The sequence below is a fragment of the Shinella granuli genome, from assembly GCF_004341885.1.
In the GTDB taxonomy this organism is placed as follows: Bacteria; Pseudomonadota; Alphaproteobacteria; order Rhizobiales; family Rhizobiaceae; genus Shinella; species Shinella granuli.
In genome coordinates this window covers 21,086-46,468 of the sequence record NZ_SLVX01000026.1, presented here as the reverse complement: position 1 = coordinate 46,468, position 25,383 = coordinate 21,086, and the positions used below count along the sequence as shown (strand labels likewise).

At 60.8% G+C, this 25,383-nt stretch carries 26 protein-coding genes; 25 read left to right on the top strand and 1 reads right to left on the bottom strand.

Annotated elements, in window-relative coordinates; all coding sequences use genetic code 11:
* Nucleotides 1-4 precede the first annotated feature (4 nt).
* From glpK to EV665_RS27120, 12 genes are all read left to right on the top strand, one after another.
* On the top strand, nt 5-1,504 hold the full coding sequence (gene glpK / locus EV665_RS27175) for a glycerol kinase GlpK (RefSeq protein WP_210234685.1): 1,500 nt from the start codon (nt 5-7) through the stop codon (nt 1,502-1,504).
* Between the two features lie 7 nt (nt 1,505-1,511).
* Nucleotides 1,512-2,462, top strand: coding sequence for a shikimate dehydrogenase family protein (locus tag EV665_RS27170; RefSeq protein ID WP_162853174.1), 951 nt, complete (start codon nt 1,512-1,514; stop codon nt 2,460-2,462).
* A gap of 12 nt (nt 2,463-2,474) precedes the next feature.
* A complete protein-coding gene (locus tag EV665_RS27165) occupies nt 2,475-3,050 on the top strand; it encodes a glucose-6-phosphate isomerase (RefSeq protein WP_017277489.1) in 576 nt (191 codons plus the stop codon).
* Between the two features lie 12 nt (nt 3,051-3,062).
* Complete coding sequence (locus EV665_RS27160; protein ID WP_133036492.1) at nt 3,063-3,986, top strand: phosphoglycerate dehydrogenase; 924 nt, start codon at nt 3,063-3,065, stop codon at nt 3,984-3,986.
* Entirely contained in the window at nt 3,983-5,326 is a 1,344-nt protein-coding gene (locus tag EV665_RS27155) for an arsenate reductase/protein-tyrosine-phosphatase family protein (RefSeq protein WP_245507851.1), read from the top strand. Before EV665_RS27160 ends, EV665_RS27155 begins: the two co-directional genes overlap by 4 nt.
* Complete coding sequence (locus EV665_RS27150; protein ID WP_133036491.1) at nt 5,310-6,095, top strand: SDR family NAD(P)-dependent oxidoreductase; 786 nt, start codon at nt 5,310-5,312, stop codon at nt 6,093-6,095. The genes EV665_RS27155 and EV665_RS27150 overlap by 17 nt, the downstream gene beginning before the upstream one ends.
* 10 nt (nt 6,096-6,105) lie before the next feature.
* Nucleotides 6,106-7,017 (top strand): sugar phosphate isomerase/epimerase family protein, encoded by a 912-nt coding sequence (locus EV665_RS27145; RefSeq protein ID WP_133036490.1) that lies wholly within the window; start codon nt 6,106-6,108, stop codon nt 7,015-7,017.
* 60 nt (nt 7,018-7,077) lie between these two features.
* Nucleotides 7,078-7,956 carry a sugar phosphate isomerase/epimerase family protein gene (locus EV665_RS27140; protein WP_133036489.1) on the top strand — a complete coding sequence of 293 codons (879 nt, stop codon included), beginning with the start codon at nt 7,078-7,080 and terminating at the stop codon, nt 7,954-7,956.
* Nucleotides 7,957-8,024: 68 nt separating this feature from the next.
* Nucleotides 8,025-8,924: a MurR/RpiR family transcriptional regulator gene (locus EV665_RS27135; RefSeq protein WP_133036488.1), complete on the top strand. Its 900-nt coding sequence runs from the start codon at nt 8,025-8,027 to the stop codon at nt 8,922-8,924.
* An 11-nt stretch (nt 8,925-8,935) separates the two neighbouring features.
* Nucleotides 8,936-9,745: an inositol monophosphatase family protein gene (locus EV665_RS27130; protein ID WP_133036487.1), complete on the top strand. Its 810-nt coding sequence runs from the start codon at nt 8,936-8,938 to the stop codon at nt 9,743-9,745.
* Nucleotides 9,746-9,902: 157 nt separating this feature from the next.
* Complete coding sequence (locus EV665_RS27125; RefSeq protein ID WP_245507850.1) at nt 9,903-10,901, top strand: amidohydrolase family protein; 999 nt, start codon at nt 9,903-9,905, stop codon at nt 10,899-10,901.
* A complete protein-coding gene (locus tag EV665_RS27120) occupies nt 10,898-11,194 on the top strand; it encodes a NifU family protein (RefSeq protein ID WP_133036485.1) in 297 nt (98 codons plus the stop codon). The genes EV665_RS27125 and EV665_RS27120 overlap by 4 nt, the downstream gene beginning before the upstream one ends.
* An 83-nt stretch (nt 11,195-11,277) precedes the next feature.
* Here EV665_RS27120 and EV665_RS27115 read toward each other — a convergent pair whose 3' ends face one another.
* Complete coding sequence (locus tag EV665_RS27115) at nt 11,278-12,345, bottom strand: SDR family oxidoreductase (RefSeq protein WP_133036484.1); 1,068 nt, start codon at nt 12,343-12,345, stop codon at nt 11,278-11,280.
* A 111-nt stretch (nt 12,346-12,456) separates the two neighbouring features.
* Between EV665_RS27115 and EV665_RS27110 the strand changes: the two genes are divergently transcribed.
* The 13 genes from EV665_RS27110 (at nt 12,457) to EV665_RS27050 (ending at nt 25,379) form a co-directional block, all read left to right on the top strand.
* Nucleotides 12,457-13,359, top strand: coding sequence for a LysR family transcriptional regulator (locus tag EV665_RS27110; RefSeq protein ID WP_133036483.1), 903 nt, complete (start codon nt 12,457-12,459; stop codon nt 13,357-13,359).
* Between the two features lie 175 nt (nt 13,360-13,534).
* On the top strand, nt 13,535-14,440 hold the full coding sequence (locus tag EV665_RS27105; protein ID WP_133036482.1) for a LysR family transcriptional regulator: 906 nt from the start codon (nt 13,535-13,537) through the stop codon (nt 14,438-14,440).
* Nucleotides 14,441-14,635: 195 nt separating this feature from the next.
* The gene (locus EV665_RS27100; protein ID WP_133036481.1) at nt 14,636-15,418 is read left to right on the top strand and encodes an SDR family NAD(P)-dependent oxidoreductase; all 783 of its coding nucleotides are present in this window, start codon (nt 14,636-14,638) and stop codon (nt 15,416-15,418) included.
* A 21-nt stretch (nt 15,419-15,439) separates the two neighbouring features.
* Nucleotides 15,440-16,594 (top strand): ABC transporter ATP-binding protein, encoded by a 1,155-nt coding sequence (locus tag EV665_RS27095; protein WP_133036480.1) that lies wholly within the window; start codon nt 15,440-15,442, stop codon nt 16,592-16,594.
* Nucleotides 16,595-16,644: 50 nt separating this feature from the next.
* The gene (locus EV665_RS27090) at nt 16,645-18,069 is read left to right on the top strand and encodes an ABC transporter substrate-binding protein (RefSeq protein WP_133036479.1); all 1,425 of its coding nucleotides are present in this window, start codon (nt 16,645-16,647) and stop codon (nt 18,067-18,069) included.
* A gap of 104 nt (nt 18,070-18,173) precedes the next feature.
* Nucleotides 18,174-19,139 carry a carbohydrate ABC transporter permease gene (locus EV665_RS27085; RefSeq protein WP_133036478.1) on the top strand — a complete coding sequence of 322 codons (966 nt, stop codon included), beginning with the start codon at nt 18,174-18,176 and terminating at the stop codon, nt 19,137-19,139.
* A 9-nt stretch (nt 19,140-19,148) separates the two neighbouring features.
* Nucleotides 19,149-20,006, top strand: coding sequence for a carbohydrate ABC transporter permease (locus EV665_RS27080; protein WP_133036477.1), 858 nt, complete (start codon nt 19,149-19,151; stop codon nt 20,004-20,006).
* Between the two features lie 42 nt (nt 20,007-20,048).
* Nucleotides 20,049-21,194, top strand: coding sequence for an ABC transporter ATP-binding protein (locus EV665_RS27075; protein ID WP_133036476.1), 1,146 nt, complete (start codon nt 20,049-20,051; stop codon nt 21,192-21,194).
* A 1-nt stretch (nt 21,195) separates the two neighbouring features.
* Nucleotides 21,196-21,438, top strand: coding sequence for a hypothetical protein (locus EV665_RS27070; protein WP_133036475.1), 243 nt, complete (start codon nt 21,196-21,198; stop codon nt 21,436-21,438).
* A gap of 7 nt (nt 21,439-21,445) precedes the next feature.
* Nucleotides 21,446-22,429, top strand: coding sequence for an ABC transporter ATP-binding protein (locus EV665_RS27065; protein WP_245507848.1), 984 nt, complete (start codon nt 21,446-21,448; stop codon nt 22,427-22,429).
* A gap of 15 nt (nt 22,430-22,444) precedes the next feature.
* On the top strand, nt 22,445-23,233 hold the full coding sequence (locus tag EV665_RS27060) for an SDR family NAD(P)-dependent oxidoreductase (RefSeq protein WP_133036474.1): 789 nt from the start codon (nt 22,445-22,447) through the stop codon (nt 23,231-23,233).
* Between the two features lie 11 nt (nt 23,234-23,244).
* On the top strand, nt 23,245-24,105 hold the full coding sequence (locus EV665_RS27055) for an ABC transporter permease subunit (protein WP_133036473.1): 861 nt from the start codon (nt 23,245-23,247) through the stop codon (nt 24,103-24,105).
* Complete coding sequence (locus tag EV665_RS27050; protein WP_133036472.1) at nt 24,102-25,379, top strand: hypothetical protein; 1,278 nt, start codon at nt 24,102-24,104, stop codon at nt 25,377-25,379. The genes EV665_RS27055 and EV665_RS27050 overlap by 4 nt, the downstream gene beginning before the upstream one ends.
* The last annotated feature ends 4 nt before the right edge of the window (nt 25,380-25,383 follow it).

Below are 25,383 nucleotides of genomic sequence, written 5' to 3'. Positions count from 1 at the left end.
CATTATGATGGAGCGCTATGTCATGGCGCTGGACGAAGGAACGTCCAGCGCGCGGGCGATCCTGTTCGACAGGGCTGGCAACATCGTCTCGCTCGCGCAGCGAGAGTTCCGGCAAATCTATCCACGCCCGGGCTGGGTCGAGCACGATGCCAACGAGATCTGGTCAACCCAACTCTCTGTCGCACGGGAAGTGATCCACAACGCCGGCATCGACGCGGCCCAAGTCGCAGCAATCGGCATCACCAACCAGCGCGAGACATGCCTGATCTGGGACCGCAAGACGGGCATCCCGCTTCACAATGCGCTCGTCTGGCAGGACCGCCGCACCGCCGGCATCTGTGATCAGATGAAGGCGAGGGGACTTGAACCCTATGTCAAGGAGACGACTGGCCTTGTCATTGATGCCTACTTCTCGGGCACCAAGCTTGCCTGGATCCTTGAAAACACACCCGGTGCGCCCCAGCGAGCAGAACGCGGTGAACTAGCAGCAGGCACGATCGATACGTGGCTGATCTGGAACCTGACAGGCGGTCAGGCGCACGTGACAGATGCTTCGAACGCCTCGCGGACACTTCTGTTCAACATCCATACCGGCGATTGGGACGAGCGTCTTCTGGCCGAGCTGAACGTGCCGCGTTCCATCCTACCCGATGTGCGCGACAGTTCCGAGGTTTATGGGTTCGCCGATCCCGATCTCTTTGGTGCGGAGATCCCGGTCGCAGCGTCGATCGGCGATCAGCAGGGCGCGCTTTTCGGCCAGTCCTGCTTTACCGAGGGCATGGTCAAGGCGACCTATGGGACCGGCGGCACACTCCTGATGAACACGGGCGCTCGGATCCGCACATCGGAAAACGGTCTGCTTACAACGGTCGCCTGGCGACTCGGCGGGAAGCTTGAGTACGCGCTGGAAGGGACGCTGTTTTCCGTCGGTTCAGTGGTCCAATGGCTGCGCGACGAGCTGAAAATTATTCATAGCGCATCGGAAACGGAAGCTGCCGCACTCGAGGTGCCCGATACGAACGGTGTGTACATCGTGCCGGCCTTCAATGGACTGTCAGCACCTTTCTGGGACCAGTACGCGCGCGGCACAATCGTCGGCATCACGCGCGGCGCGAACCGAAATCACCTGATCCGCGCCTCGCTGGAATCGATGGCCTACCAGATCCGCGACGTGATCCACCGGATGGAGGCTGATTCCGGGATCGCGCTCGCCGAACTCAAGGTCGATGGCGGGGCGGCGATGAATAATTTCGTGCTGCAGTTCCAGGCCGATCAGCTCGGAGTGCGGGTGCTGCGGCCCAAGGTCATCGACACCACGGCACGTGGTGCAGCGTTCCTGGCGGGTCTTGCGGTCGGTTATTGGAAGGATATGGCCGAACTGCATACCGCCTTCGCGCTCGACCGGGAATTTCAGCCTTCGACGGATCGCGCATCCGCCGACCATCTTTATCACGGCTGGTGCCGCACTGTTGACCGGTCGCGGGACTGGGCCGAGCACGAATGAGGACGCTCTGATGCAATACGCCCCCGCAACCCGGCGCACGATGTATTTCATCGGGGTCACCACCGGAAAATCGTCGATCATGAAGGTCTTTCCGGCCTGGTCGGCGCATCTCGATCTCGATGCCGAGATGAAGGGCATCGATTTCGCGCCTAACTCCGATCCGGTCGCCTATCGCGGCGCGGTGGAATTTATCAAGGCCGATCCTCTGTCGCTGGGTGCGTTGGTAACGACCCACAAGGTCAATCTGCTGAAAGCATCGCGCGATCTTTTTGACAATCTCGATCCCTATGCCCGCACCCTGCACGAGATCAGCTCGATTTCGAAACGCGGCGGCCTCCTCGTCGGCCACGCCAAGGACCCGATTACGGCGGGGGCGAGCTTCGAGGCGATCGTGCCGGACGGTTACTGGACGAAAACCGGCGCGCCGCTCTGCGTTCTCGGCTCCGGCGGCTCCTCGCTGGCGCTTTCCCTCTACCTGCACAACAAGAAGCAGGCCGGCGGCGACGTTCCCGCGCGCCTGGTCGTAACTGCCCGGCGCGAGGCTTCGCTCGCCGAGATGCGCCATGTTCACGGCGAGATCGGCTTCTCGATCCCAATGGAATACCGGCTTGCGCCCACGTCCGAGGAAGCGGATCAAGTGGTCGGCGAATTGCCTGCGGGCTCAATGGTGGTCAACGCCACCGGCCTTGGCAAGGATGGTCCCGGGTCACCGCTCACCGACGCGGTCCGTTTTCCAGAGAACGGCCTCATCTGGGAATTCAATTACCGCGGCGACCTCGTTTTCCTCGACCAGGCCCGCGCGGCGGAGCAAGCGCGCAACCTCACGGTCCATGACGGGTGGGTCTACTTCATCCACGGATGGACGCGCGTCATCGCCGAAGTTTTCGACATCGACATCCCCATGTCCGGGCCAGCCTTCGAGGCCTTGAGCCGCATCGCCCGTGACGCAACTGCCTGAAAGGACAAAGAAATGACAACCGTATTTCCCAGCCTTCACGAATTTAATCTCAACAACGGCCTGAGCTCAACGCGCGAGCCCATCCGCCGCACATTGTCCAAGATGAAAGGTATGTTTCACGATGAAGCTGCCTTCGAGGCGCAATTGGCGAACGGCGATTCGCTGCTCTATGAATTCTACGACATGGGTGTACCGGACAGCGAAAAGGACGTCGCCTATGGCACATCGATCACCTATCCCGGCAAGGTCGGTGACGAATATCACATGACCAAGGGTCACTTTCATACCGTCATCGACACGGCGGAAGTGTACTACTGCCTGCGCGGCCATGGCTACATGATGATGGAAACGCCGGAAGGCGAAACCAAGTGGCTGGAGTTCCTTCCCGGCAAGGCGGTATATGTGCCAGGGCGCTGGGCGCATCGCTCGATCAACGTTCATCCAACCGAGCCGCTGGTCACCTTCTTCGCCTTTCCTGGCAATGCCGGCCACGACTACGGTACAATCGAAAGCAAAGGCTTCCGCAAACTGATGGTCGAGCGCGACGGCAAGCCGACCGTCATCGACAATCCCCGCTGGAACGGTTGAGCGGATAGAACGATGCCCGGTCGGATCGCCATCACGCCCCGTTCTCTCTCCGGCTCCGGCCATCCGGTTCTCACGCGCCTGCTGGACGAGGGGTTCGAGATCGTTTTTCCCGCGCCCGGCAAGACGCCGTCGGAGGAGGAGCTGTTGCGTACTATACCCGGCTGCGTCGGCTGGCTTGCCGGTGTCGAACCGATCAGCACGCGGGTGCTCGATGCGGCCAAGGGATTGCGGGTCATCAGCCGCAACGGGACGGGGGTCGACAATATCGACCTCCGCGAGGCGGAGGCGCGCGGCATTACCGTTGAGCGCGCCATGGGCGCGAATGCCCGCGGCGTCGCCGAACTCGCCGTCGGCCTCCTCCTTTCCGCGTATCGACACATTCCATGGTCCCATCAGCATCTCGCCAAGGGCGAATGGTGCAGGCGGATCGGCCAGGAAGTGAAGGGGCGGACGCTCGCTGTTGTCGGATGTGGCGCAATCGGCCGGGAGGTCGTGAACATGGCGCTCGGGCTGGGCATGAAGGTGATCGGTTACGATCCGTATCCGGATTGTAGCTTCGCGCCCACCGGGTTCCGTTTTGCGGGACTTGAGAATGCGCTGATGGCCGCCGACGCCGTGTCCTTTCACTGCCCGCCAGGCGAAAAGCCTATCCTCGACGACGCCATGCTTTCACGCATGAAGAAAGGCGTGATCATCGTCAACACCGCGCGTGCGGAACTGATCGACGATGGCGCGATGCTGGCGGCGTTGGAGATGGGACAGGTAACGACGCTGGCAACCGACGTCTTCCATCACGAGCCTCCTGAAAGTTCGGCGCTGCTCAGCCACGAACGCGTGATCCTGACGCCGCATGCCGGCGGGTTCACCGAGGAAAGTGTCGATAGGGCAACGAGTGTAGCTGTCGACAACCTCTTGAAGAACTTGGTGCGGCCGTGAGCGTCGTCGAGATTGAACCCCTAGTGGCCATGGAAGCCTTTGATGCTGGAGAAGGCGCTACACTCGTCTGGCTCGGTCAGGCGGGATTCCTCATCCGGCAGGCCGGTCTCAAGATCGTCATCGACGCCTATCTCTCCGATTCTCTTGCGGAAAAATACCGGGGAACCCGGTTTCCGCATCAGCGGATGATGCCCGTGCCCGTCAAACCGGGCGACCTGCGCGACGTTGACTGGCTGCTTTGCACTCATGCGCACACCGATCACATGGATCCGGGAACGATCCCGGCCCTGCTCGCCGCAAATCCGCGGGCACGGGCGCTCGTGCCCCGTGCAGAGAAAGCGCGGGCCATTGAGCGTGGCGTACCAGAAAATCGCCTAACGTTGATCGACGCGGGTGAGAGCATCGATCTCGGCGGTGTTATCGTTACGGCGACGCCAGCAGCGCACGAGGACCTTCGCCGCACGACGGAGGGTTACCTCTTCCTGGGGTATGTGCTTAGCGGCGGCGGGGTGACGCTCTGGCATTCGGGTGACACCATCCCATTTCCCGGTCTGGCGGAATGGCTGATGCCTTTCCGGGTCGATCTCGCGCTGCTGCCGGTGAACGGGCGGGATGCAACGCGCGCCGCCAATGGCGTACCTGGCAACTTGTCGCTGGAGGAGGCCGTCGCACTTGCGGACGAGATCGGCGCGCGGGCAATGATCGGCCATCATTTCGGTCTCTTCGAGTTCAACACGCTCAATCCCGAGGAGGGTGCGCGAAAGCTCGCTACACTGACGCCGAAGGTCGAGGTGCGGCTCGCAACGGTCTCGACCACCTACCGCGTCCAACCTCTCATCCGGCCCCCACTATCTGTACTCCTCGTCTGCCGTGGCAACATCTGCCGCTCGCCCACCGCTGACGGCGTTCTGCGCGCCGCTCTACCTGGTCACCGGATCGACAGCGCCGCGATCATGGACTGGAATGTCGGAAAACCGCCCCACTCCGAAACCATTTCTGTCGCAGCCGCCCGCGGCGTTGCGTTGGAGACGCTCGTTGCGCGACAAATCCGGAAGACTGACTTCGAAGAATTCGACTTGATCCTTGGCATGGACGATCTCAACATGGAGGCCATCCGGGCACTCCGTCCGGAGGGCGGCCACGCCCGAATCGGCCGGCTCGGCGCCTATGCCATTCCGGGCGAGGAAACAACGATCATCGATCCGTGGGGGCAAGAGCGGGACGCGTTCGAGGCGGTCTTCGACCAAATCAGCGTAGCCTGCGAGCGGCTGGCGCACTTCGCACGGGCAGCACAGCAGAACATCGGACAAGGGAGTGAGGAACATGGATTTCGGACTTAAGGACAAGATTGTTATCGTCACCGGCGGCGCGACGGGCATCGGTCACGCAATAGCACGTACCTTTCACGAAGAGGGCGCGATAGTCATCATTAACGGCCGCGATCAGGCCAAGCTCAGCAAGGCTGTCGCGGCTATCGGTACACGTGCCCATGGCGTAGTCGCCGATCTCCTGACGCAGGAGGGCGCGCTTGCACTTGCGGACTTCGCCGCCGGCTTTGGCCCAGTCTCGTTCCTCGTCAACAATATCGGCGTGTTCGACGTTAATGATTTCTTCGAGGTCAGCGACGAGCGCTGGATGGAATATTTCCAGCACAACCTCATGACGTCGATCCGCATCTCCCGCCTTGTCATGAAGGACATGCTGGCGCGTAACGATGGCAGCATCGTCTTCATTTCCTCTGAAGCGGCCATCCGTTCGATTGGCAACATGACGCCCTATTCCGTCACCAAGACCGCGATGCTTGGGCTCAGCCGCTCGCTGGCAGAACTGACGCGCGGGACGAATGTGCGCGTCAATAGCTATATGCCAGGCTCGACCGCGACAGAGTCGGTCGAAACCTACTTTGCCGATCTCGCCAAGCAACAGGGCAAGACAGTCGAGCAGGCGCTCGTCGATTTCTACCGCGACGTCCAGCCCTCGAACCTGACGCAGAAGCTCATTGATCCAGCCCTGCACGGGCGCGGCGTGGTGCAGTTGATGACCAACGCAGCCATGAACGGTGTCTGCCATCGTGCCGACGGCGGCACAATTCGCTCGATCTTCGGGTGAGGAGCGTGAAATGCAGCTTGGTATCCACGCGTTAGTCTGGGTCACCGATTGGACCGAGGACACGATTTGCTATGCCATTGGCAAGACGGCAGAGACCGGCTACGACCTGATTGAGGCGGTCATCTTCGACCCACGGGACGCACGCCCTGCCGCGACCGCAAAGGCGATCGCGGCGGCCGGAATCGGCGTGGTGACTGGCATGGCGCTTAATCCGGCCGCAGACATCTCCAGCGCCGATCCCGCCGTGGCGAAGGCAGGCGAGCAGTTTATCTCGGACGCCATCCTTGCGACGCGCGACATGGGCTCGAATCTGCTCGGCGGCGTCACGCATTCGGCCATGCACCGTTATGGACAGGCAGCCGCAGCGGGTACCATCGACCGTGTCATCGAAACCTATGGCCGTCTTGCCGTACGCGCTGAGGCTGCTGGCATTCGGCTCGGCATCGAGGCGGTCAATCGCTATGAGAGCAATGTCGTCAACACCATCGACGATGCGGCCCGTATCGTGCGGACCATCGGGTCGCCGGCTTTGTTCGCCCATATCGACAGCTACCATATGAACATCGAGGAACACGACACCGCGGATGCGATCGCGCGGAACATCGACACCATTGGCCACGTCCATGCCGGGGAGAGTAATCGAGGCTATCTCGGGTCTGGGTCGGTGGATTTCCCAGACTATTTCCGTGCCTTGGTACGTGCTTCATATAACGGGCCGGTCGTGTTCGAGGCCTTCTCGCCGGCCGTCCTCAAGGAAGGGGTGGCGGACGCCCTTGCCGCCTGGACCACACACTGGACGGACAGCGAGGATTTGGCGACCAAGGGGCTGCGCTTCATGCGCGGCCAGATTGATGCGGCGACCACGAGTTTGATCGCCCGGCATCCGTTGCCTCGTCGAGAAGTCAACAGCCCATTTGTTTAGGGTAGATCCGACCGGAGGGGGCTCCAACCCCAAGATTGGACTGCATGAAAGGAGTATATCATGTCCGGCAAGTTAGGTGTTCATGCCCTCCTCTTCACGGACCGGTGGGACGCGGCCAACGCAAGCACGGCGTGCCAAGCGGCGGCGGAAATCGGCTACGAGTTGATCGAAGTTCTGATGTTCGATCCGGCGGCGCTTGATATTCCGCTCACTCGCCGGGTAACGCGCGAGGCGGGACTGGAACTGCGTCTCGGTATGGCGCTGGGGTCCGACACGGATATCTCCTCTTCCGATGCGTCAGTCGCCCGACGAGGTGAAGCAACAGTTGCACGTGCCCTCGAGATAGCGTCGGAACTTCACGCACCTGCCGTTTCAGGTATCACCTACGCGGCTTTTTCCAATTATGGTGCGCCGGCGACCAAGGACGCGCGGGCGCGGGTCACGGAAAGCCTCTCACGTCTAGACCGCCGCGCTGGCGAACTCGGTGTGCGGCTCGGACTGGAACCTGTCAATCGTTACGAGAGCTATCTCGTCAATACGCTTGATGAGGCTGCGTCGCTGATCCGCGCTTCGGGTGGCGCCAACCTCTTCATTCACATGGACACCTTCCACATGAACATCGAGGAGGGCGATATCGCGGCGACCATCCAGCGCAATGCCGCGCTGCTAGGCTACGCCCATGTCGCGGACAGTAACCGTGGAGCGCTCGGCGGCGGTCACTTCGATATTTCGTCCTATTTCCGGGCGCTCGAAAGCGTCGGATACGCCGGAGACTACACAGTCGAAGCCTTCTCTTCCCGTGTACTGGGCGAGGCGCTTGTCGGGGGGGTGCGGCTATGGCGCGAGGCCTGGCAGGATTCGCTCGTTGCCGCGCGTTCCGCCTATGACGTTCTGCGCGTTACGCGGGAGACTGCGAGGGCCAGCCGCAAAGTTTGGTAAAAAAAGAAATTTCATTCTCAGGCATTTGCCAGCTATAGAATTGCGACGAACACCAGGAGTCGTGATTGATGGATAACGCAACGGACAGCAGACAATCCATCCTGATGCGGATTCGCTGGAAGGCGGGTTATATGAACCCTGCCTTGCGGCGTATTGCGGATCGAGTGCTAAAGGCACCGGAAGAGATCAAATCCATCTCGATCAAGGATCTCGCTTTACAGTGTGAAGTATCGGAATCCACCGTCACCCGATTCGTGCGTGAAATCGATGTGCCGAGTTTCCAGCAGTTTAAAATCCTCATCGCCGAGGAGTTGTCCCAGGGTACGGCGCCGGCCGAGCCGCTTTCCGAACGCCACGTCTATGAGGACATAACCGACCAGGACGACACGTCCTCGGTTTTGTCCAAGGTCGCCGCCCGCTATGCGATGACCGTTTCCGACACCCGCGCGGGCCTTGCGGAGAAGGAGCTGGAGCGCGCTGTGGAGGCGATCGAGGAGGCTGATGTGCTCGGCTTCTTCGCCATGGGTGCCTCGTTGCTCTGTGTGGAAAATGCGCTGCTGCGTTTCATGCGGGTCGGCAAGCGTTGCCTGTTCTTCCGTGACCTGGGTATCCGTCAGATTTCCACCTCGACGCTGGGACCGAAATCGCTGGCGATCGGCGTCTCGAATTCCGGCCGTACCATTTCGACCGTGGACAGCCTGCAGCAGGCGAAGTTGCAGGGTGCAACGACCTTGGCGATCACATCCTTCCCGGATTCGCCAATTGTGCGGCACGCGGATATCTGCCTCTTCACGCCGACCATCACCGGCGTCGTCGGCCCAGGCGAATATCACGAATCCATGGTCTCGAAGATTGCGCAGCTTCAGGTCATCGACACGCTCTATTCCCTCTATGCGGTGCGAAATTTCGGTCGGGCCATCGAAGGCCTGGAGCGGACCTCCGACGTGACCGCGCTGACCCGCTATTAAAGGATCCACGAATGCCCGATACGCCTTCTTCCGCTGCAGGGCTGGAAGCCCGCCTCGCTGCCGCCGAACATGCCGCCCGTGAAGCCGGGCGCTTGTTGCTGTCCCATTATGACCGCCGCAGCCAACTGGTCATTGAGCAGAAGGGGCTGAACGACTTCGTCTCCATCGCCGATCGCGAAGCGGAAGACGCGATCGCCGCCATTCTTCGTCCGGCCTTTCCGGAGGACGGATTTTTGGGCGAGGAAACCGGTATTTCCGGGGCGCAGGAAGCAGACCTCATCTGGTGCGTCGATCCTCTCGATGGCACCTCGAATTTTCTGAAGGGCGCGCATAACTGGTGTGTTTCGATCGGTCTGTGGTCAAAGGGAGAGCCGATCCTCGGCGTCATCTACGATCCGCTCCGCGACGAACTTTTTGCCGGTGCGGACGGGATATCGCCAACTGTCAACGGCGTACCGGTCTCGGTCAGCACCACCGGCAGTATCGACAAGACGAGCTTGGGCCTCGGCCACAATCATCGTGTTCCACCAGCCGCTTTTGCCGTCGATGCGGAACGGCTCTTCTCGGCCGGCGGCAGCTTCCGGCAGGTCGGCGCCGGCGCTTTGATGCTTGCTTACGTGGCTGCCGGTCGGGTGGATGGCTATTTCGAGCGCCATATGTGGTCTTGGGATGCCGTTGCCGGTCTCGCTCTCATCAAGGCGGCCGGTGGCCGTTTTCTAAACTATCCTCAACCCGGAACGGCGCTTCCCAAGGGCGGGATGGTGCTTGCTAGTGGCCCGGTTCTGTATCGGGATTTCGTCGACCTCTTCCAGATTGGTTGAGTCAGCACGTCTGACCCTGTCCCTCATGAAGGCAGTCTTCGGATAACTCGAAGACTGCTGCATTCGTCTCCATGCTATTGATCCAAATGGCCTTTTCAGGGCTGCGACGGCGCATCCGCGCCTTTGGATCGATGGGAGAAAGCGAATGAAAGACGGAATGTTTGTCTTTGACGCGGCGGTGCATTGCCAGGATTTCAGCAATGGCCAGATCAAGGATGGCAGTGACGGCCGGCGCGTGCGCATCCTGCGTGAACAGCTGACCGGTTTCATCAATTTGACCGGCCGGCGCGGGCCGCCGCCGGAAACCGAAACGTTTTCCAATCCTGATCTCGACTGGGGGGTGGATATGCTGTTCGGCAAGGCCGATACGGACATGGCCTGCGCCTGCTCCGTGCCACTGTTTTCGCATTGGCGCGCGGGTCTCGGTCCCGTGGAACTCAGCCATGCCCTCGCCCAGAAAGATCCCAAGCGCATCGTGCTGACAGGTGGTGTCGATCCTGCCTATCATGGCCTCGGCCCGGCCCTGAAGGAGATGGAGCGGCAGGTGCATGAGCTTGGCGCCGTCAGCTTCAAGTTCTACCAGTATCAGTCTCGCGGGTGTTCCTGGCGGGCCGATGACCGTGACATCGCCTATCCTCTCTGGGAAAAGGCGATCGAGCTCGGCGTGAAGATGGTTCAGTTCCACAAGGGATTCCCGCTGGAACTCGGACCGGTCGAGGCCTTCAAGCCGAACGACATCCAGTATGCCGCCGCCGATTTCCCGGAACTGAATTTCGGCATCCACCATCTCGGCGATCCCTATGTCGACGAGACGATCTCCATCGCGAGCCGGTTCGAGAATATCTACCTGATCCTGCCGCTCTGGTTTAACCAGTATTATCTCCAGCCCTGGAAAATGCTGCAGCGGCTCGGCGAAGCGCTGCTTTACGTCGGCTCCGATCGCATCTGCTATGGCTCGGAAGCTTTCATCTGGCCGCATGTCCAGACCTATATCGACACGCTCGCCAATCTCGAAATGCCCGAGGAACTGCAGGAGCGTTATGGCTATCCGGAAATCACGCGGGAGATGAAGAAAAATATCCTCGGCAAGGCGTTTGCGCGTGGCATGGGCATCGACATCGAGGCGAAGAAGCGTGAACTGGGGCTGGTGGCATGATCGATCGTGTTCTCCTTGACGCGGCTCTCGGCCGTGCGCGGCCCCTTATCCTCGGGCATGGGGGCGATATCACTATCACTGATGTGAGTGGGGATGGCGTGGTCAGTGTTGCGCTGGCCGGCGCTTGCCGTGCCTGCCCAAACCTCGCCATGACCTTTGTCGGTCCTGTCCGCACCTTTCTGATGGAGGTGCCTGGGGTCAGCGCCGTCGAATGTGATCAGGTGAATGCCGGGCCGCGGGCGTTGTCGCGCCTCGCTAGACTGCTCAACGCCCATCCCTATCCCGCCGCCTGAGGGCGGGACTTTTATCAACGCAAAAAGAAAGAGCGCACCGGCCTTCCGATGCGCTCTTTTCGTAAGCGGTGCTGAGGATGACCTCAGGGAATGATGCGCTCCGCGCGCAGCCGGTCGAAGACGTCGATGAAAGACTTTTCCGTGTCCTGAATTTCCCCGAAGCCGAGCGCCCGGCTCTTGGCCATGGAGTGCAGGCATTCCATCGGGCGGCCAAGGTCGAGATCCGTATGCCAGGGGGAAGCGAGACGGTCGAGAGCGTGCGGCTGGAGGCCATGCTGTCGCACCAATGCCTGCCAATCCGGATCGAGGCCCTGCATTCGATCCGTCAGTGAATTGTACTGGCCGGGATAGGCGCCCACCTCAATACCGAAATAATCGGCGATGCGCTTCCACAGTTGGTCCCAGCGGAAGACGTCGCCATTCGTGGCGTTGAAGGCTTCGTTGCGGGCATTCGGCTCCGTCGAGGCCCAGACGATATGCTTGGCAAGCAGGCGCGCATCGGTGATGTCATTGATGCCATGATAGGCCGTTGGGGTGCCGGGGAAGGTGAAGGGGCGGCCGGTCGCCTTGCAGATGGAGGCGAAGGTTGCGAGTGTGGCGCCGATATTCATCAGATTGCCGACGGCATAGCCGATGATCGTATGCGAGCGGTGTACCGACCAGCCGTAGCCATGGCGGGCGGCATAGTCCATGACGACGTCTTCGAGTTCGTAATAGAAGTTCTTCTTCGTCAGGCGTGGCGCGTCCTCGCGGAAGGGGGTGACCGGCGTTACCTTGCCATAGTCCTCGAATGGTCCGAGATAATGCTTGGTGCCGGTGACAACGGCGACATGCTCCACCGTGCCGGCGGCTGCAATGCCGTCGAGCAGAGTCCGAAGCATGCCTCCGTTGAGCCGGATGTTTTCGTCCTCGTTTTTCCCGAGCGTCCATGTGCAGAAATAGACATGGGTCGGACGAAGCGTCGCCAGCGTTTTCAGTGCTGCTTCGCGATCCAGCAGATCGACAGCGTGGGTCTGCATATAGGATGCGCCGATGGGGGGGCGGCGCGATAACCCGGTTATCTCCCAGCCGCCGAGATCGCGTAGGTGTTCGGCCACGTTGAGCCCGACAATGCCGGTCGCACCGGCCACGAGTGCCCGTTTCTGATACATGTTTCAGTCTCCTCCATTGGGGTCGAAGGAGACCACTGCCATTTCCGGCTTGCCGCAGTAAGCAGCACTCTGTCATAAGTGAAGTGATCAGGTGTCACGAATGAGGCAACTATGTCCGGCCGCATTTCCGAAATCGAGGTTTTTGTCAAAGTCGTCGAGACCGGCAGCTTCACTGCAGCTGCGGATGCCCTTCGCCTGTCCCCGTCGGCCATCAGCAAGATTGTCGCCCGCATCGAAGCGCGCCTTGGTCTGCCGCTTGCCATCCGCTCGACGCGAAAACTGCGTCTGACTGTCGAGGGTGAGGATTATTTTGCCCGCGGCAAGCAGATCCTGCAGGACATATCCAGCCTGGAGCGGGGTGTACGCGAAAGCGCCGGCCAGATCGGCGGTACACTTCGGGTCAGTTGCAATGTGCCTTTCGGCATTCATCGTGTAGCGCCGCTGGTTGCCGGTTTTCTCGAAACCTTTCCCGATATCGCCTTGGAATTTTCCTTGGCGGATACGACCGCCGACCTGATACGTGAGGGTGTCGATGTCGCCATCCGCACGGGCGTACTGACCGATTCCACGATCCGCTTTCGTCGTCTCGCGTCATCGCCCCGCCATGTTGTCGCCTCTCCTGCCTATCTTGAGCGGCATGGCGTGCCGATCGAACCCCGCGATCTCCTGGAGCACAACTGCCTGACGCTCGGCTTCAGTCGTAGTTATGGCAAATGGCCGTTCCGCGTCGATCAGGATGGCGTCGTTACCCAACTCGATCTGGCTGTGAAGGGCAATCTCAGCCTCGACAATGGCGAAAGCCTTCGCCGGTTCGCCCTTGATGGAGTTGGCCTCGCGCGCCTTTCGGATTTCCATATCGGGCATGATCTCAAGGCCGGGCGGCTTGCCTCCGTTCTTGAGACGTTCAACCCTGGCGATCGCGAGCCCGTTTCCATCATTTATGCCGACCAATCGCCGCTGGCACCACGTATCCGTGTCTTCATCGACTACCTGATCCAGCACATCGCGCCATAGCGATTTCGATTTGTGACGTTTTTTCCATAATGAAATGACTAATATTCGCAGAGGGATTCCGTTGGGCGGTGTTACTGCTTGATGACGGCTCCGGTTTTTCAGAAGGAGGGCGCCCCGAAACGGCGCTTGGGAAACCAGATCCGCCAGGCGAGCCTGCCTGAACGGAGGACTGCGGATGAACTGTTTGGCCGATCTCAGGATGTTTTCGGAAATCGCCCGCTCACAGAGCATGGCGAGTGCTGCCAATCGCCTCGGCATGGCGCCGGCGACGATCAGTGGGCGATTGAAGGCGCTGGAAGACTACTACGGCATGACACTGGTTCGGCGCACGACGCGCTCGCTTCTTCTGACGGAGGAGGGCAGGCTGTTGCTGGAGCGTGCGGAGCCGGTGCTCTCCGGCTTTGCGGATCTCGAGCGCGAAATGGACGGCCGGCGGCATGCGGTCGAGGGTGGGCTGGTGGTCTCCTGCGCTACCGATATCGGACGCGGTCATGTGCTGCCACTCGTCCATGCTTTTGCCCGCACTCATCCGCATGTCAAATTCTCGCTGCGGTATGATCCGCCCGGCAGCCTCAATGAAATTCATTTCGATGCGGCCCTTCGCGCCGGTCCTGTAAAGGACTCTGGCCTGACGATCCGGAAATTGTTCACGATGGAAACCGTGACGGCCGCCACTCCCGGTTATCTGGCGGAGCACGGTATCCCGGCATCGCCGGAAGCGCTGGGAGATCATGACTGTCTGCGTCTTGAAGGCTCGATGATCGGCGGTGATGTCTGGACATTCGAGGCGGGCGCCCAGCGCAGCATTGCCGTTGGTGGGCGGTTCCGGGCAAGCGATCCGGAAACCCTGAAAACCCTTTCCCTGCAGGGACTTGGCGTCTTGCGCACGGCGCGTGCGGATATCGAGCCGGAGCTTCGTTTGGGAAGGCTGGTGCCAATTCTCGCGCCCTTCGAGCCGGCGGCGGCCCGTGTCAGCCTGATCAGCGATACACGGCGAAGGCTTCCGGCGCGTACAGCGGCTTTCATCGATTTCGCCTTGCAGCATTTCGCGGGCGGAAGCAGCGAGAAGCCAACGCAGTAACGGCAAACTGCCGTTTAATCGTGTAAAATTTTTTTTCTTGCAAATTATATAAAAAAAAATTAGTTCTATCGGGCAAGGCAAGTTCCTTGGTCGAGAGGCTGATGGCTGTCAGGCCGACAGGAGAGGAACGCGCGAGCTGCCTGGAGGGGCGGTGCGCCGGAGCTGATCGCTTCGTATGCCAAGGAGGTTTGGTCAATGGATTATGGGCTGGAAGGCAAGCACGTGCTTGTAACGGGAGGGGCGACGGGCATTGGCCTGGCGGTTGCCGAGGCGTTTGTTGCCGAAGGTGCACGCGCCACAGTCAGCGGCCTTTCCGAAGCGGAGATCAATGCTGCCGTCGCGCAACTCGGCCGGCATGCCCAGGGAATGGCGTGCGACCTGACGGTTGCGGGTGAAGACAAGCGGCTCGCGGATTTCGCCGAGGCTGCAGCGCCCGTGGACTTTCTAATCAATTCCGTAGGGATTTTCGAAGTCCGTCCCTTCTTCGAGACGCGGGATGAAGACTGGTTCCGCTTCTTTGACGTCAATGTCATGACCGGCGTGCGGATGTCGCGCCTCATCCTGAAGAACATGCTGGAGCGGGGCGAAGGCTCGATTGTCTTCATCAGCAGCGAAAGCGCGGTGAAGCCGCAGGCCTGGATGCCGCATTACGGCGCCATGAAAGCTTGCCTGCTTGGCGTGTCGCGGGCGCTGTCGGAGCTGACGCGCGGCACGCAGGTTAGGGTCAACACCATCCTGCCGGGACCGACCGATACGACGGCCGTGCGCCGCTATCACGAGGAAATCGCCCGCGAAAAAGGCGTCACGCGTGAACAGGTCGTATCCGACTATTTCGACGAGACGGAGCCGACCTCGCTTATCCGCCGGATGATCGCTCCGGCGGAGGTGGCGGCGAGTGTCGTTCATCTTGCCGCGTCTCCTGCCCTGAATGGCATGGCGATGCGCGCCGAAGGCGGCACCATCCGCGCAATTCTTTGAATTCTTACACCGGAAGAGACCATGGCTGACCTTCAGATCGAAAACCTGGCGAAAGCTTTCAAGGGTGGGTTCACCGCACTTAACGGCGTCTCGCTCGATGTGGCGGACCGCGAGGCGGTGTTCCTGCTCGGCCCTTCGGGGGCTGGCAAGACCACGACCCTTCGTCTCGTCGCCGGGCTGGAGGACGCGACCGCCGGGCGCATCATGATCGGCGGCCGCGACGTAACCCGTTGGACGCCACGCGAGCGCAACCTCGCCATGGTCTACGACAAGCATTCGCTGTTTCCGCATCTCACGATATACGAAAACCTCGCATATCCGCTGCGCATCCGGAAAATGTCCGATGCGGATATCCGCCGCCAGATCGCCAGCGTCGCGGAAACCTTGCAGATCGAAAAACTGCTGGAGCGCCGTCCAAATCAGCTGTCGGGTGGCCAGCAGCAGCGGGTGGCCATCGGCCGTGCGCTTGTGCGCGACGCGGATGTATTCCTGCTGGATGAACCGATCTCGCATCTCGATGCCCAGTTGAGGGCACGCATGCGCGTCGAGTTCAAGCGGTTGCAGCGCGATTTCCGTGCGACGATGCTCTACGTCTCGCACGATCAGCTGGAAGCCATGACCATGGCGGACCGGATCGTGCTGATCAACAAGGGAAGGATCGAGCAGATCGCCGCGCCGCAGGAGCTGTTCGACAGGCCGGCAACGCTGTTTGCAGCCACCTTCATCGGCGAACCGCCCATGAATGTCATGCAGGCGGTGATTTCGGAATCGAACGGCTGCAGGTTCCTGCGCATCGGCGAGGCCTATATCGAGGTCGACAAGGACTGGATGCAGGATGGCGAGGCGCTCCGGCCGGGCGATAAGTATCTGCTGGGCTTGCGGCCGCAACATCTTTCCCTGTGCCCGGCGGACAGCACGCATGCCTGCCGGGTCAACGGCACGATCTTTGCTGTCGAAACGCTCGGGTCGCGCGTCGTCTTCGATATCGACGTTGAGGGCACCGTGATCCGCGCGATGTCCACCATCGACGCGGCACTCAAATATCCCCGCACGATCGGCGCGCCGATCTCGTTCCGGATCGATCCGGACTTCGTCTATCTCTTCGATGCCGATCGGGGCCGCACCGTGCGTCAGGCACGTTTCACGACAAGGGGAAAAGCAAGACTCCACGCCTGACAGGGCGTGGCGAAGGGTACGCATGCATCACCAAACCTGAGGAGGAGAGAATGAACGTCATAAAAACCACGGCCGCACTGGCGGCCGGACTTGCGCTCTGGACACTAGCGCTGCCCGCGCACGCCCAGACCGAGGCGCAGAAAGCACTTGCCGGCACGACCATCCACTTCCTGGCCCCGTCCATGCCGCAGTTTGCCGCGCTCGTAAAGTTCCTGCCGGAATTCGAGCAGAAGTACGGCATCAAGGTCGTCGTCGACGAGGTGCCTTTCGAAAACTACCGGCAGAAATCCCTGGTCGAAATGCAGCAGGGCACCGGCACTTACGACTTCTTCGCCGTCGACGTTATGTGGCTCGCCGAATATGCCGCCGCAGGCTTTCTCGAGCCGCTGATGCCCTATGTGAAGAATACCGATCTTACGGACGCCGACTACGATATCGATGACTTCCTGCCCCGCGTTATCAGCGGTACCGGCGTCTTCAACGACACACTCTTCACCATCCCGATCGGCGCCGGTCCGGTCGGAACGACCTTCCGCACGGATGTGGCGGAAAAGGCCGGCTTCAAGCTGCCGGAGCGCTTCTCTCCGGAATTCACCACGCAGTACATGTTTGATGCCGCCAAGAAGGTGAACAATCCCGAAAGCAACATGATCGGGTTCGCCAATATTCCGGGCCGCTGGTTCTGGGGGGTCACCTATCTGCCCTATCTCTACGCATTCCAGACGCCGGAGACCAAAGGCGACGAATATGTTGACAAGGACTGGAAGATCTCGATTAACAACGAGCGGACGGTCGCGTCGATCGATTACTTTACAAGCTTCAAGCAGTTCATGCCGTCGGACAGTGCCAACTGGGGTATCGGCGAGGCTACGGCCGTCTACCAGGCGGGCAATGCCTTCGGGACCTGGAATTATCAGGACTTCATTAAGGGCTTCTTTGAAGACCCGGAAACCCAGGCTAAGGTCGCCGGTAAGAATGTGCATCTGCATACGCCGGTCGGCCCGAATGGCGTGATCGACCCCTGGTTCGGGGCGTGGTCGCTCGGTCTGTCGAAGGATTCGAAGAACAAGGAAGCGACCTGGACCTTTATCCAGTGGCTGACGTCCAAGGACATTCAGGCGCGCGCGACGCAGTATGGCGCAGGCCCCTCGCGGCACTCGACCTACAAGAGCGAAACGCTGGCAAAATACCAGCCCTGGTGGCCGGGAGTCTATGAATTCATGCTGAAGGAAACCAATCCGGACGAGCGAATTCGCGTGCCGGAATGGGCTGAAATCTCCGACATCATGGGCGAGGAAGGCAACCGGGTCTGGATCGGCGAGATCGACAGCAAGACGGCGGCCGCCAACATGGAAAAGCGCATGACCGAAGCCATGCGAAAGGGCGGCTATTACATTCCGGGCCGTGACGATCTGCCGAAGCAGCAGTGGCGCGACCTGACCTACTACGACCGTCTGCCGTCCACCTGGAACTAATTATTGCGTGCGTCCGGGCGTGTCTGACGCCCGGACGGACAACCCGGGACGGTCATTACAGAAGCGTCGCCTTTTTCTAACTATCAATGCAAAGGGACTGAGACATGTCGATCTCGGAACACACCACTGCAGCCCATGCGCTGACCTTCGGGCAGCGGGGCTTCCTGTCCCGTTTCGGCCCCTCGAACCGGACGATGTTCCCCTGGGTGCTAATGGCACCGACGCTGATCATTCTGTTCGCGATCGGTATCTATCCGTTCCTCTACTCGCTCTATATCGCCGGCCATAACGTCATCCTGTCGAAGCCTTACATTCCGCAGTACTTCGTCGGGCTCTATCAGTACCAGGCCGTCGTGCAGGATCCGGAATTCTGGCATGCCCTGCGCAAGACTTTGCTCTTCACGGTCCAGGCGGTTTTCATCGAATTCTGGCTCGGCCTCGGCCTGGCGCTGCTCGTCCAGCGGCAGCTGCAGGGCGTCGCCTTCATGCGCATCTTCATCCTCATTCCGATGATTCTCCCACCGCTCGTTGCCGCGCTGGTCTGGCGCTACATGTTCTATCCCGGCGCCGGTCTCATGACCTACTATGTCGGTGCCGTGACACGGGCTCTGGGTCTCGGTGAAATCCCGTTCCTCTCCGATCCGGTTATCGCCTTCCAGACGCTCGTCTTTGTGGATGTCTGGGAATGGACGCCCTTCATGTTCCTGATGCTATCGGCCGGGCTCGCCTCCATCCCGCGTCAGCCCTATGAGGCAGCGGAAATAGACGGGGCGGGATCCTGGCGCGTGTTCTGGACCATCACCATGCCGCTGCTGCGTCCGGCGATCCTGATCGCCGTGATCATCCGCACCATGGATGCCTTCCGCACCTACGAACTGATCGTCATCATGACCCGTGGCGGGCCGGGCAATGCCACCACCACACTCAACGTGTTTCTCACCAAGACGGGCCTCGAGTTCTTCGACGCATCGAAGGCCGCAGCGCTCTCGCTGATCATGATGATGATCATCATCGTGATGAGCTTCGTGTTCATCCGCGTCTTCCGGTCCAAGACCGAAGTGGCCGAATAGGAGGTTGCCATGAAGAAGCTCAGTTCCATGCCGGAATCGCCCAGTGCACCGCCGGTGCAACGCAACTGGTGGGTCTATGTCGTCCTCATCCTCGTCTGCGTCGTCAATTTCCTGCCCTATCTTCGGGTCGTGATGACCGGCTTCATGGATGGCGCGACTTCCTCGTCCGCCACGCCTATCTGGTTCTTCACACCGTCTCTGGAAGCCTTCGATTACCTGATCTTCGAAAAGGGGATCATGAAGAACTTCTTCAACAGTGTCGTTGTGTCGCTCGCTTCCACCTTCTTCTCCGTAACGATCGGCATGTTCTGCGCCTATGCGCTAGCACGCTATGATTTTCCGGGACGAGACGACGTGTCCTTCTGGGTGCTCACCAACCGCATGATGCCGCCGGTCGCCGTGCTCATCCCGATCTTCGTGACGTTCCAGACTGCCGGCCTGCTCGACACCCTGCTGGGGTTGATCATCCTCTACACCGCCATGCAGCTTCCCTTTGTTGTTTGGATGCTGACCGGCTATTTCCGTGACATTCCCCGCCGTTATGAGGAATCCGCCATGGTGGATGGCGACACCTGGTTTGCGGCTTTCCGCAAGGTCACCCTGCCGATCATGGCGCCGTCGATCACGGCAACCGCGATCTTCGTGATGATCCTGTCGTGGAACGAGTTCGCCTTTGCCACTTTCCTGACCAGCAACCAGGCGAAGACCATGCCGCCGGCCATCATGGCCTACTCCATCGGCGCCGATATCAAGTGGAACGTGCTGGGCGCTGCCGTGGTCCTCATCACCGCGCCGCTCATCCTCTTCGTCCTGTTGCTGCAGCGTCAGCTGATCAGCGGTCTTTCCCAAGGGGTCGTGCGCAAATGATCCCTCTCCCCACCAGCGCAGGCAAGACATTGGAGTGCCACCATGGCTGAAATCGAGATCAACAGCCTCATGAAGCAGTTCGGTGCTTTCCAGGCCGTCAACGATGTGAATATCACCGTCAACAATGGCGAGTTCGTCTTCCTTCTCGGCCCGTCCGGCTGCGGGAAGACCACGACGCTGCGCATGATCGCCGGCCTTGAAATGCCGAGCAGCGGGCGGATCGCGATCGGCGGCCGCAATGTCACATTCCTACGCCCACGCCACCGCAATGTCGGCATGGTCTTCCAGGATTACGGCCTCTATCGTCACCTGACGGTGTTCGGCAATATCGCCTATCCGTTGGAAGTGCGCCGCCTGCAGCGGGCCGAGATCGCCCGCAAGGTGAATGCGGTTGCCCGTACCATGCAGATCACCGAGGTCTTGCAGCGCAAGCCGGATCAGCTTTCGGCAGGACAACTGCAGCGCGTGGCGATCGCCCGCATGCTGGTGCGCGATGCCGATGTCTTCCTCATGGATGAGCCGATGTCCCATCTCGACGCGCAACTGCGCGGCCAGATGCGCGCAGAGCTTCGCCACATCCAGAAGAGTGTCGGCGTCACGACGATTTTCGTGACGCATGACCAGCTCGAAGCCATGACGATGGCGGACCGCATCATCGTCATGAAGGACGGTGAGATGCTGCAATTCGCCACCCCGCGCGAAATCTTCGAACGCCCGGCAACCGAGTTCGTCGCGACCTTCGTCGGCGAACCGCAGATGAATGTCTTCGATGTTCGCATCACCCGCATCGAGGGCAAGGTCGCGGCCATGACGGAGGATTTCGTCATCCCGCTCGATGGGACTTGGGTGCAGGAGAAGGGCGTGGAGAACCTGGTCGGACAAGGTGTCCGGCTCGGCGTTCGACCGGAGCATATCTCGGTCAGCGACAAGGCCGATGGCAGCCACGGTGTTGCCGCCGAGCTTTATTCCTTCGAGCCGACCGGTGCGGAGAACCTCTATGTCCTGCAGTGTGGCGGCGTGACGATCACGACGCGCAGTTCGACAACGGAAACCGCCCACCTGGACAAGGGGGAGGGCAGTCGCCTCTACGCCGGGTTCGATCCGAATTGGATCTACCTTTTCGAGCCGGGCTCCGGCCGAACGATCGCGCAGGCTACTGCCAGCCGGTCTGAAAACGAGGAGATGTGAGATGCAGGGAAAATTCGTTCTTTGCCTGATCCTGGCGCTGCTTCTCGGGTCCTGCACGGTCATGACCGGCAACGTGTCGCACTGGCCCGCCTCGCTGACCGCGGTTGTGGTCATCGTGGCGCTGAAGCTCTGGAACGACCGCGTGAAGCTGCTCGCCTGGCCGATGGAGTTCCTGCTCGCAGCCGGTGTCACGATGATCGTGATCAATCTCGCGCGGCTCTACATGATGCCGGTGGTCTACTGAGAGGGAAATGGCGATGGCAACCCATGCTCTTGTCGTTGACGGTCTCGTCAAGGCTTTCGGCACGAAACAGGCTGTCCGGCATGCAAGCTTTTCGGTGGCGCGTGGCGAGATCACCGGTTTTCTCGGGCCAAATGGTGCAGGCAAGACGACAGTCATGGGCATGATCATGGGCTTGCTGGAGCCGGATGCAGGGACGATCGAGTTCTTTGGCCGTCGCGACCGTGGCGATCTCTCTATTGCCCGGGCGCGCAGCGGTTATCTTCAGGAGCGACCGCGAATCTATCCCGACATGTCCGCGCGGGATTATCTCCGTTTCTTCGCCGATCTTTATGGTGTGCCGGATGCGTCGATGCGGGTGAAAGAGGTCCTCGATCGCGTCGGATTGCGTACCGCCGCCGAACGCAGGCTCGGCGCGTTCTCGCGCGGCATGCAACAGCGGGCCTGTCTGGCACGCGTCATGCTGCATAGGCCGGAATTCCTGATGCTGGACGAACCCACGCTCGGCCTTGACCCGAACGGCGTTGCCGATATGCGGGCGATTTTCCGCGAGATGAAGTCGGATGGCGTCACGCTCCTGTTTTCCTCGCATCAGCTTGCGGAGATGGAGCGCGTCTGCGACAGGGTCGTCTTCATGCGCGAAGGCGAGGTGATCGCCGCGGGCCGCCCATCCGAGATCGCACCGACGGGCTGGGCCAATGGTGGCCTGCGAGCCGAGGTCTTCGAGGCAATGGATAACGCGCTGAAGGCGATCTCCGCCGTGCCCGAGATCGTCGAAGCCCGGCAGGTCGGACCGCAACATCTACGGCTTCATCTGAAGGCTTCTCCCGGGGATGCGCGCACCGCGCGCGCCCAAGCCGCCAGCTTGCTGTCGGCGGCCGGACTGACGGTTCTTTCCGTCGACGTGGATATGCCGACGCTGGAGGATGTGTTTCTCGGCCTGACCCGGCCGGAATGTGTGGCAGGCCATGAACCGGCCGCCGCCCTGATGTAAGAAAGGATATGTCCGATGGACCTGGGTTATAAAAACCACCGCTGCCTGATCACCGCCTCGACCGGCGGCCTCGGCTTTGCCATATCGCGGGCCATGGCCCGCGAAGGCGCGACCGTGGTGATCAACGGGCGCAGTGCCGAGACGATCGAGCGCGCGATCACGCGCCTGAGCGCCGAGGTGCCGGCGGCCAAACTGGAAGCCGCCGTCGGCAATTCCGGCACGCGCGAAGGCTGCGACGAATTGATTGCCAATTGTCCTGATGTGGACGTGCTGGTCGTCAATCTCGGAATCTACGAGGCGGTCGATATCTACAAGGCCGGTGACGACCGCTGGTATGAACTCATAGAAGTCAATGTGATGAGCGGTGTGCGCCTCGCCCGCCATTACCTGCCGAAGATGCTGGCGCGGGACGCCGGCCGCGTCGTTTTCATGGCGAGTGAATCCGGCATCAATCCCGCTCCCGAAATGCCAGCCTACAGCGCGACGAAGACGATGCAGCTCTCGCTTGCCCGCAATCTTGCCGAGACGACGAAGGGCACCAATGTCACCGTCAATTCTGTCCTGCCCGGCCCGTGTAGCACCGAAGGCGTCGCCGACCTCATCGCCGGTCTCTATCCCGGCGTGCCGACGCCGGAGGCGGAGCGCCGCTTCGTCGCGGAAAATCGCCCGACATCGCTCATTCAGCGCCTGTCCAGGCCGGAAGAAGTCGCGGATTTCGTCACCTTCCTCGGTTCGTCACGGACCGGTATCGTCAATGGATCGGCCCTGCGGATCGATGGCGGTCTCATCCGTACTGTCATGTAAGAGAACCGGCCATGGAACATGTTCGCCCCGTCTTTGTCGGATTGGACCTTAAACCCCCGGGTTTCATACGGCAGACCGTGCTCCTGGTCAGGCGGGAGACGGCGGTAAAATTCCACGCGATCTGGTTCTGGCTGGTGGCCACCATCATCGCATTGATGGCTTATGCCTATGGATCCGGCTTCCAGAACACCTTCCAGACCGAATCCGTCATCGTGGCTGCCGATCCCCTCGCTGGATTGAACGTTGCCGTCGTCATCTTTCTCGGTCTTGTCCTGGGGCTGCGCCTCGCCGGAGGTCTGAGCTGGGAGCGGGAACACGGCACGCTGGAGGTACTTCTGGTCGGGCCGGTTTCCTGGTCCGCGATCATCCTGTCGAAATATCTGGTCGAAGTGATCGTGCTTGTCGGACTGATAACGCTCTATTGCAGCTATCTGCTGCTCGCCCAGCCACTCGGTGCTGGCGTGATCCACCTCCCGGCATTCGTCTCGCTTGGAGCATCCGTCATTTTCGTCCTCCCGGTGATGGGGTTGGGGCTTCTGGTGTCTGCCTGGGCCGGTTCCGTGCGTGGCGCGGTCGTCGCCTATCTGTCGCTGGTATCGGTGATGACCGGTTATGAGGCCATGCTCGGCCTGTTGCGCGGTATGACCGCCGATGAAATGAGCCTGTTTGCGCTCTATCTGCGCGCCGGGCTGGAAAGCACCGCACCACTTGTTCATGTGCTTTCTCCCGTTGCCGGCGTTGGCCTGCTTGTTCAAAGCGCCTTCGAACACACGACACCGGCTCTTGCGCAGATCGCATCCTCATTCGGGCTGACGATAATCCTGCTGGTCGCTGCCCGGTTCACGGCGCGCCTGAAGGGAGCCAGCGCATGAGGTCCGTTCTTCTGGCCCTTTTCCTTGCCGCGATGACGGCTGGCAGCGCCGTGGCAATCGAGCCCGAGCGCCGGGATGCAATTGTTGTAACCGGACGTGTCTGGGAGGGCTTTGCCTTCCAGGAAATGTTCCTGCCCTCGCGGTCGTCTTCGCTCCACCTGATCGCCGGTGAAGACAGTGCGCTCTCCTTTGTCGGCACCAAGGAGTATTACTGGCCGCTCTCGCGGCAGGTCTATGTCGATTTCGAAGCGAAACGGCAGGATATCGATGGCGTCCTGAAGATCAGCAAGGACGGCAAGGACATCGCGGTCATCCACCCGTCACCCTATGTGATCCTCTATCCGCAGGGCGCCGTTAACGGCCACGGGCGATTGTTATGGGGCGATTCCGCCTTGGCTGCTTACAGGACCTATCAAGATGATGAGCGATCGTTCAATCGTCGCTATTCCGAGGCACTGGCCCGCCAGACCGCTTTCGAAAAGAGGCTCGTCAAGGCCGGCACTGCCCGGATCAAGGGCGCACCCGCTGAAGTTATCTCGCCTCCCGAAGCCTTGCCGACGCCAAGCCTCAGGCTTGTGACGGCGCCTGTCCGGGCCTATCGGCTTTCTGTCCCCGCTGGCCGCTACGACATGGCGTTATATACGGAGGAACGGCCAATCGAGGGAACCGCGCGGACGCTCGATGTTATCGACATGAACGGCCGGGGCGTGGTTGTTGCAGACGTCGTTCCGGAGGAGCGCTGGACGCGCCCAATCCAGAGCGATCATCCTGGCGAGCGCATATTCGTCAGGCCGGGCTCGACCTTTTACCTGACGCTTGCGGCGGCAGATCGTTTTCAGGAGCAGGACTACCTGTCCGTCGTCTCGCCGCAGACGGATGTCGTGCAAGGCCGCGATATCGTGGTTCGGCGCAAACCCGCAGACATTGACGTGGTCGATGTGCATTTCGGCGGTGCCAAGGCCCAGGCGTCGCTTGCGCGGTTCAAGGTCGAACAGGCGGCGGGGTCGGGGTTCGGTTATCGGGTCCGTTCCGTCAAGTCGGGCGAGAAGGAGGATTTGACCGCCTTTGCCGTGACAGTCCCCTCCGACGGAGATATTGTCTCCGGTCAGGTCTCAACGCAGACTAGCTCTGCATCTGCTTTCACCCGCGACATCGTGGTGGTTCAGCCGCGCAACAGCGGTCTCGCGCTCGGCCTTGCCTTTTTGCCGCTCCTCGGTTGGTGCGGGTTCAGGCTCCGCAGGCTGGGCACGTACAGAAACAGGCCGGCCGGCTGACGCC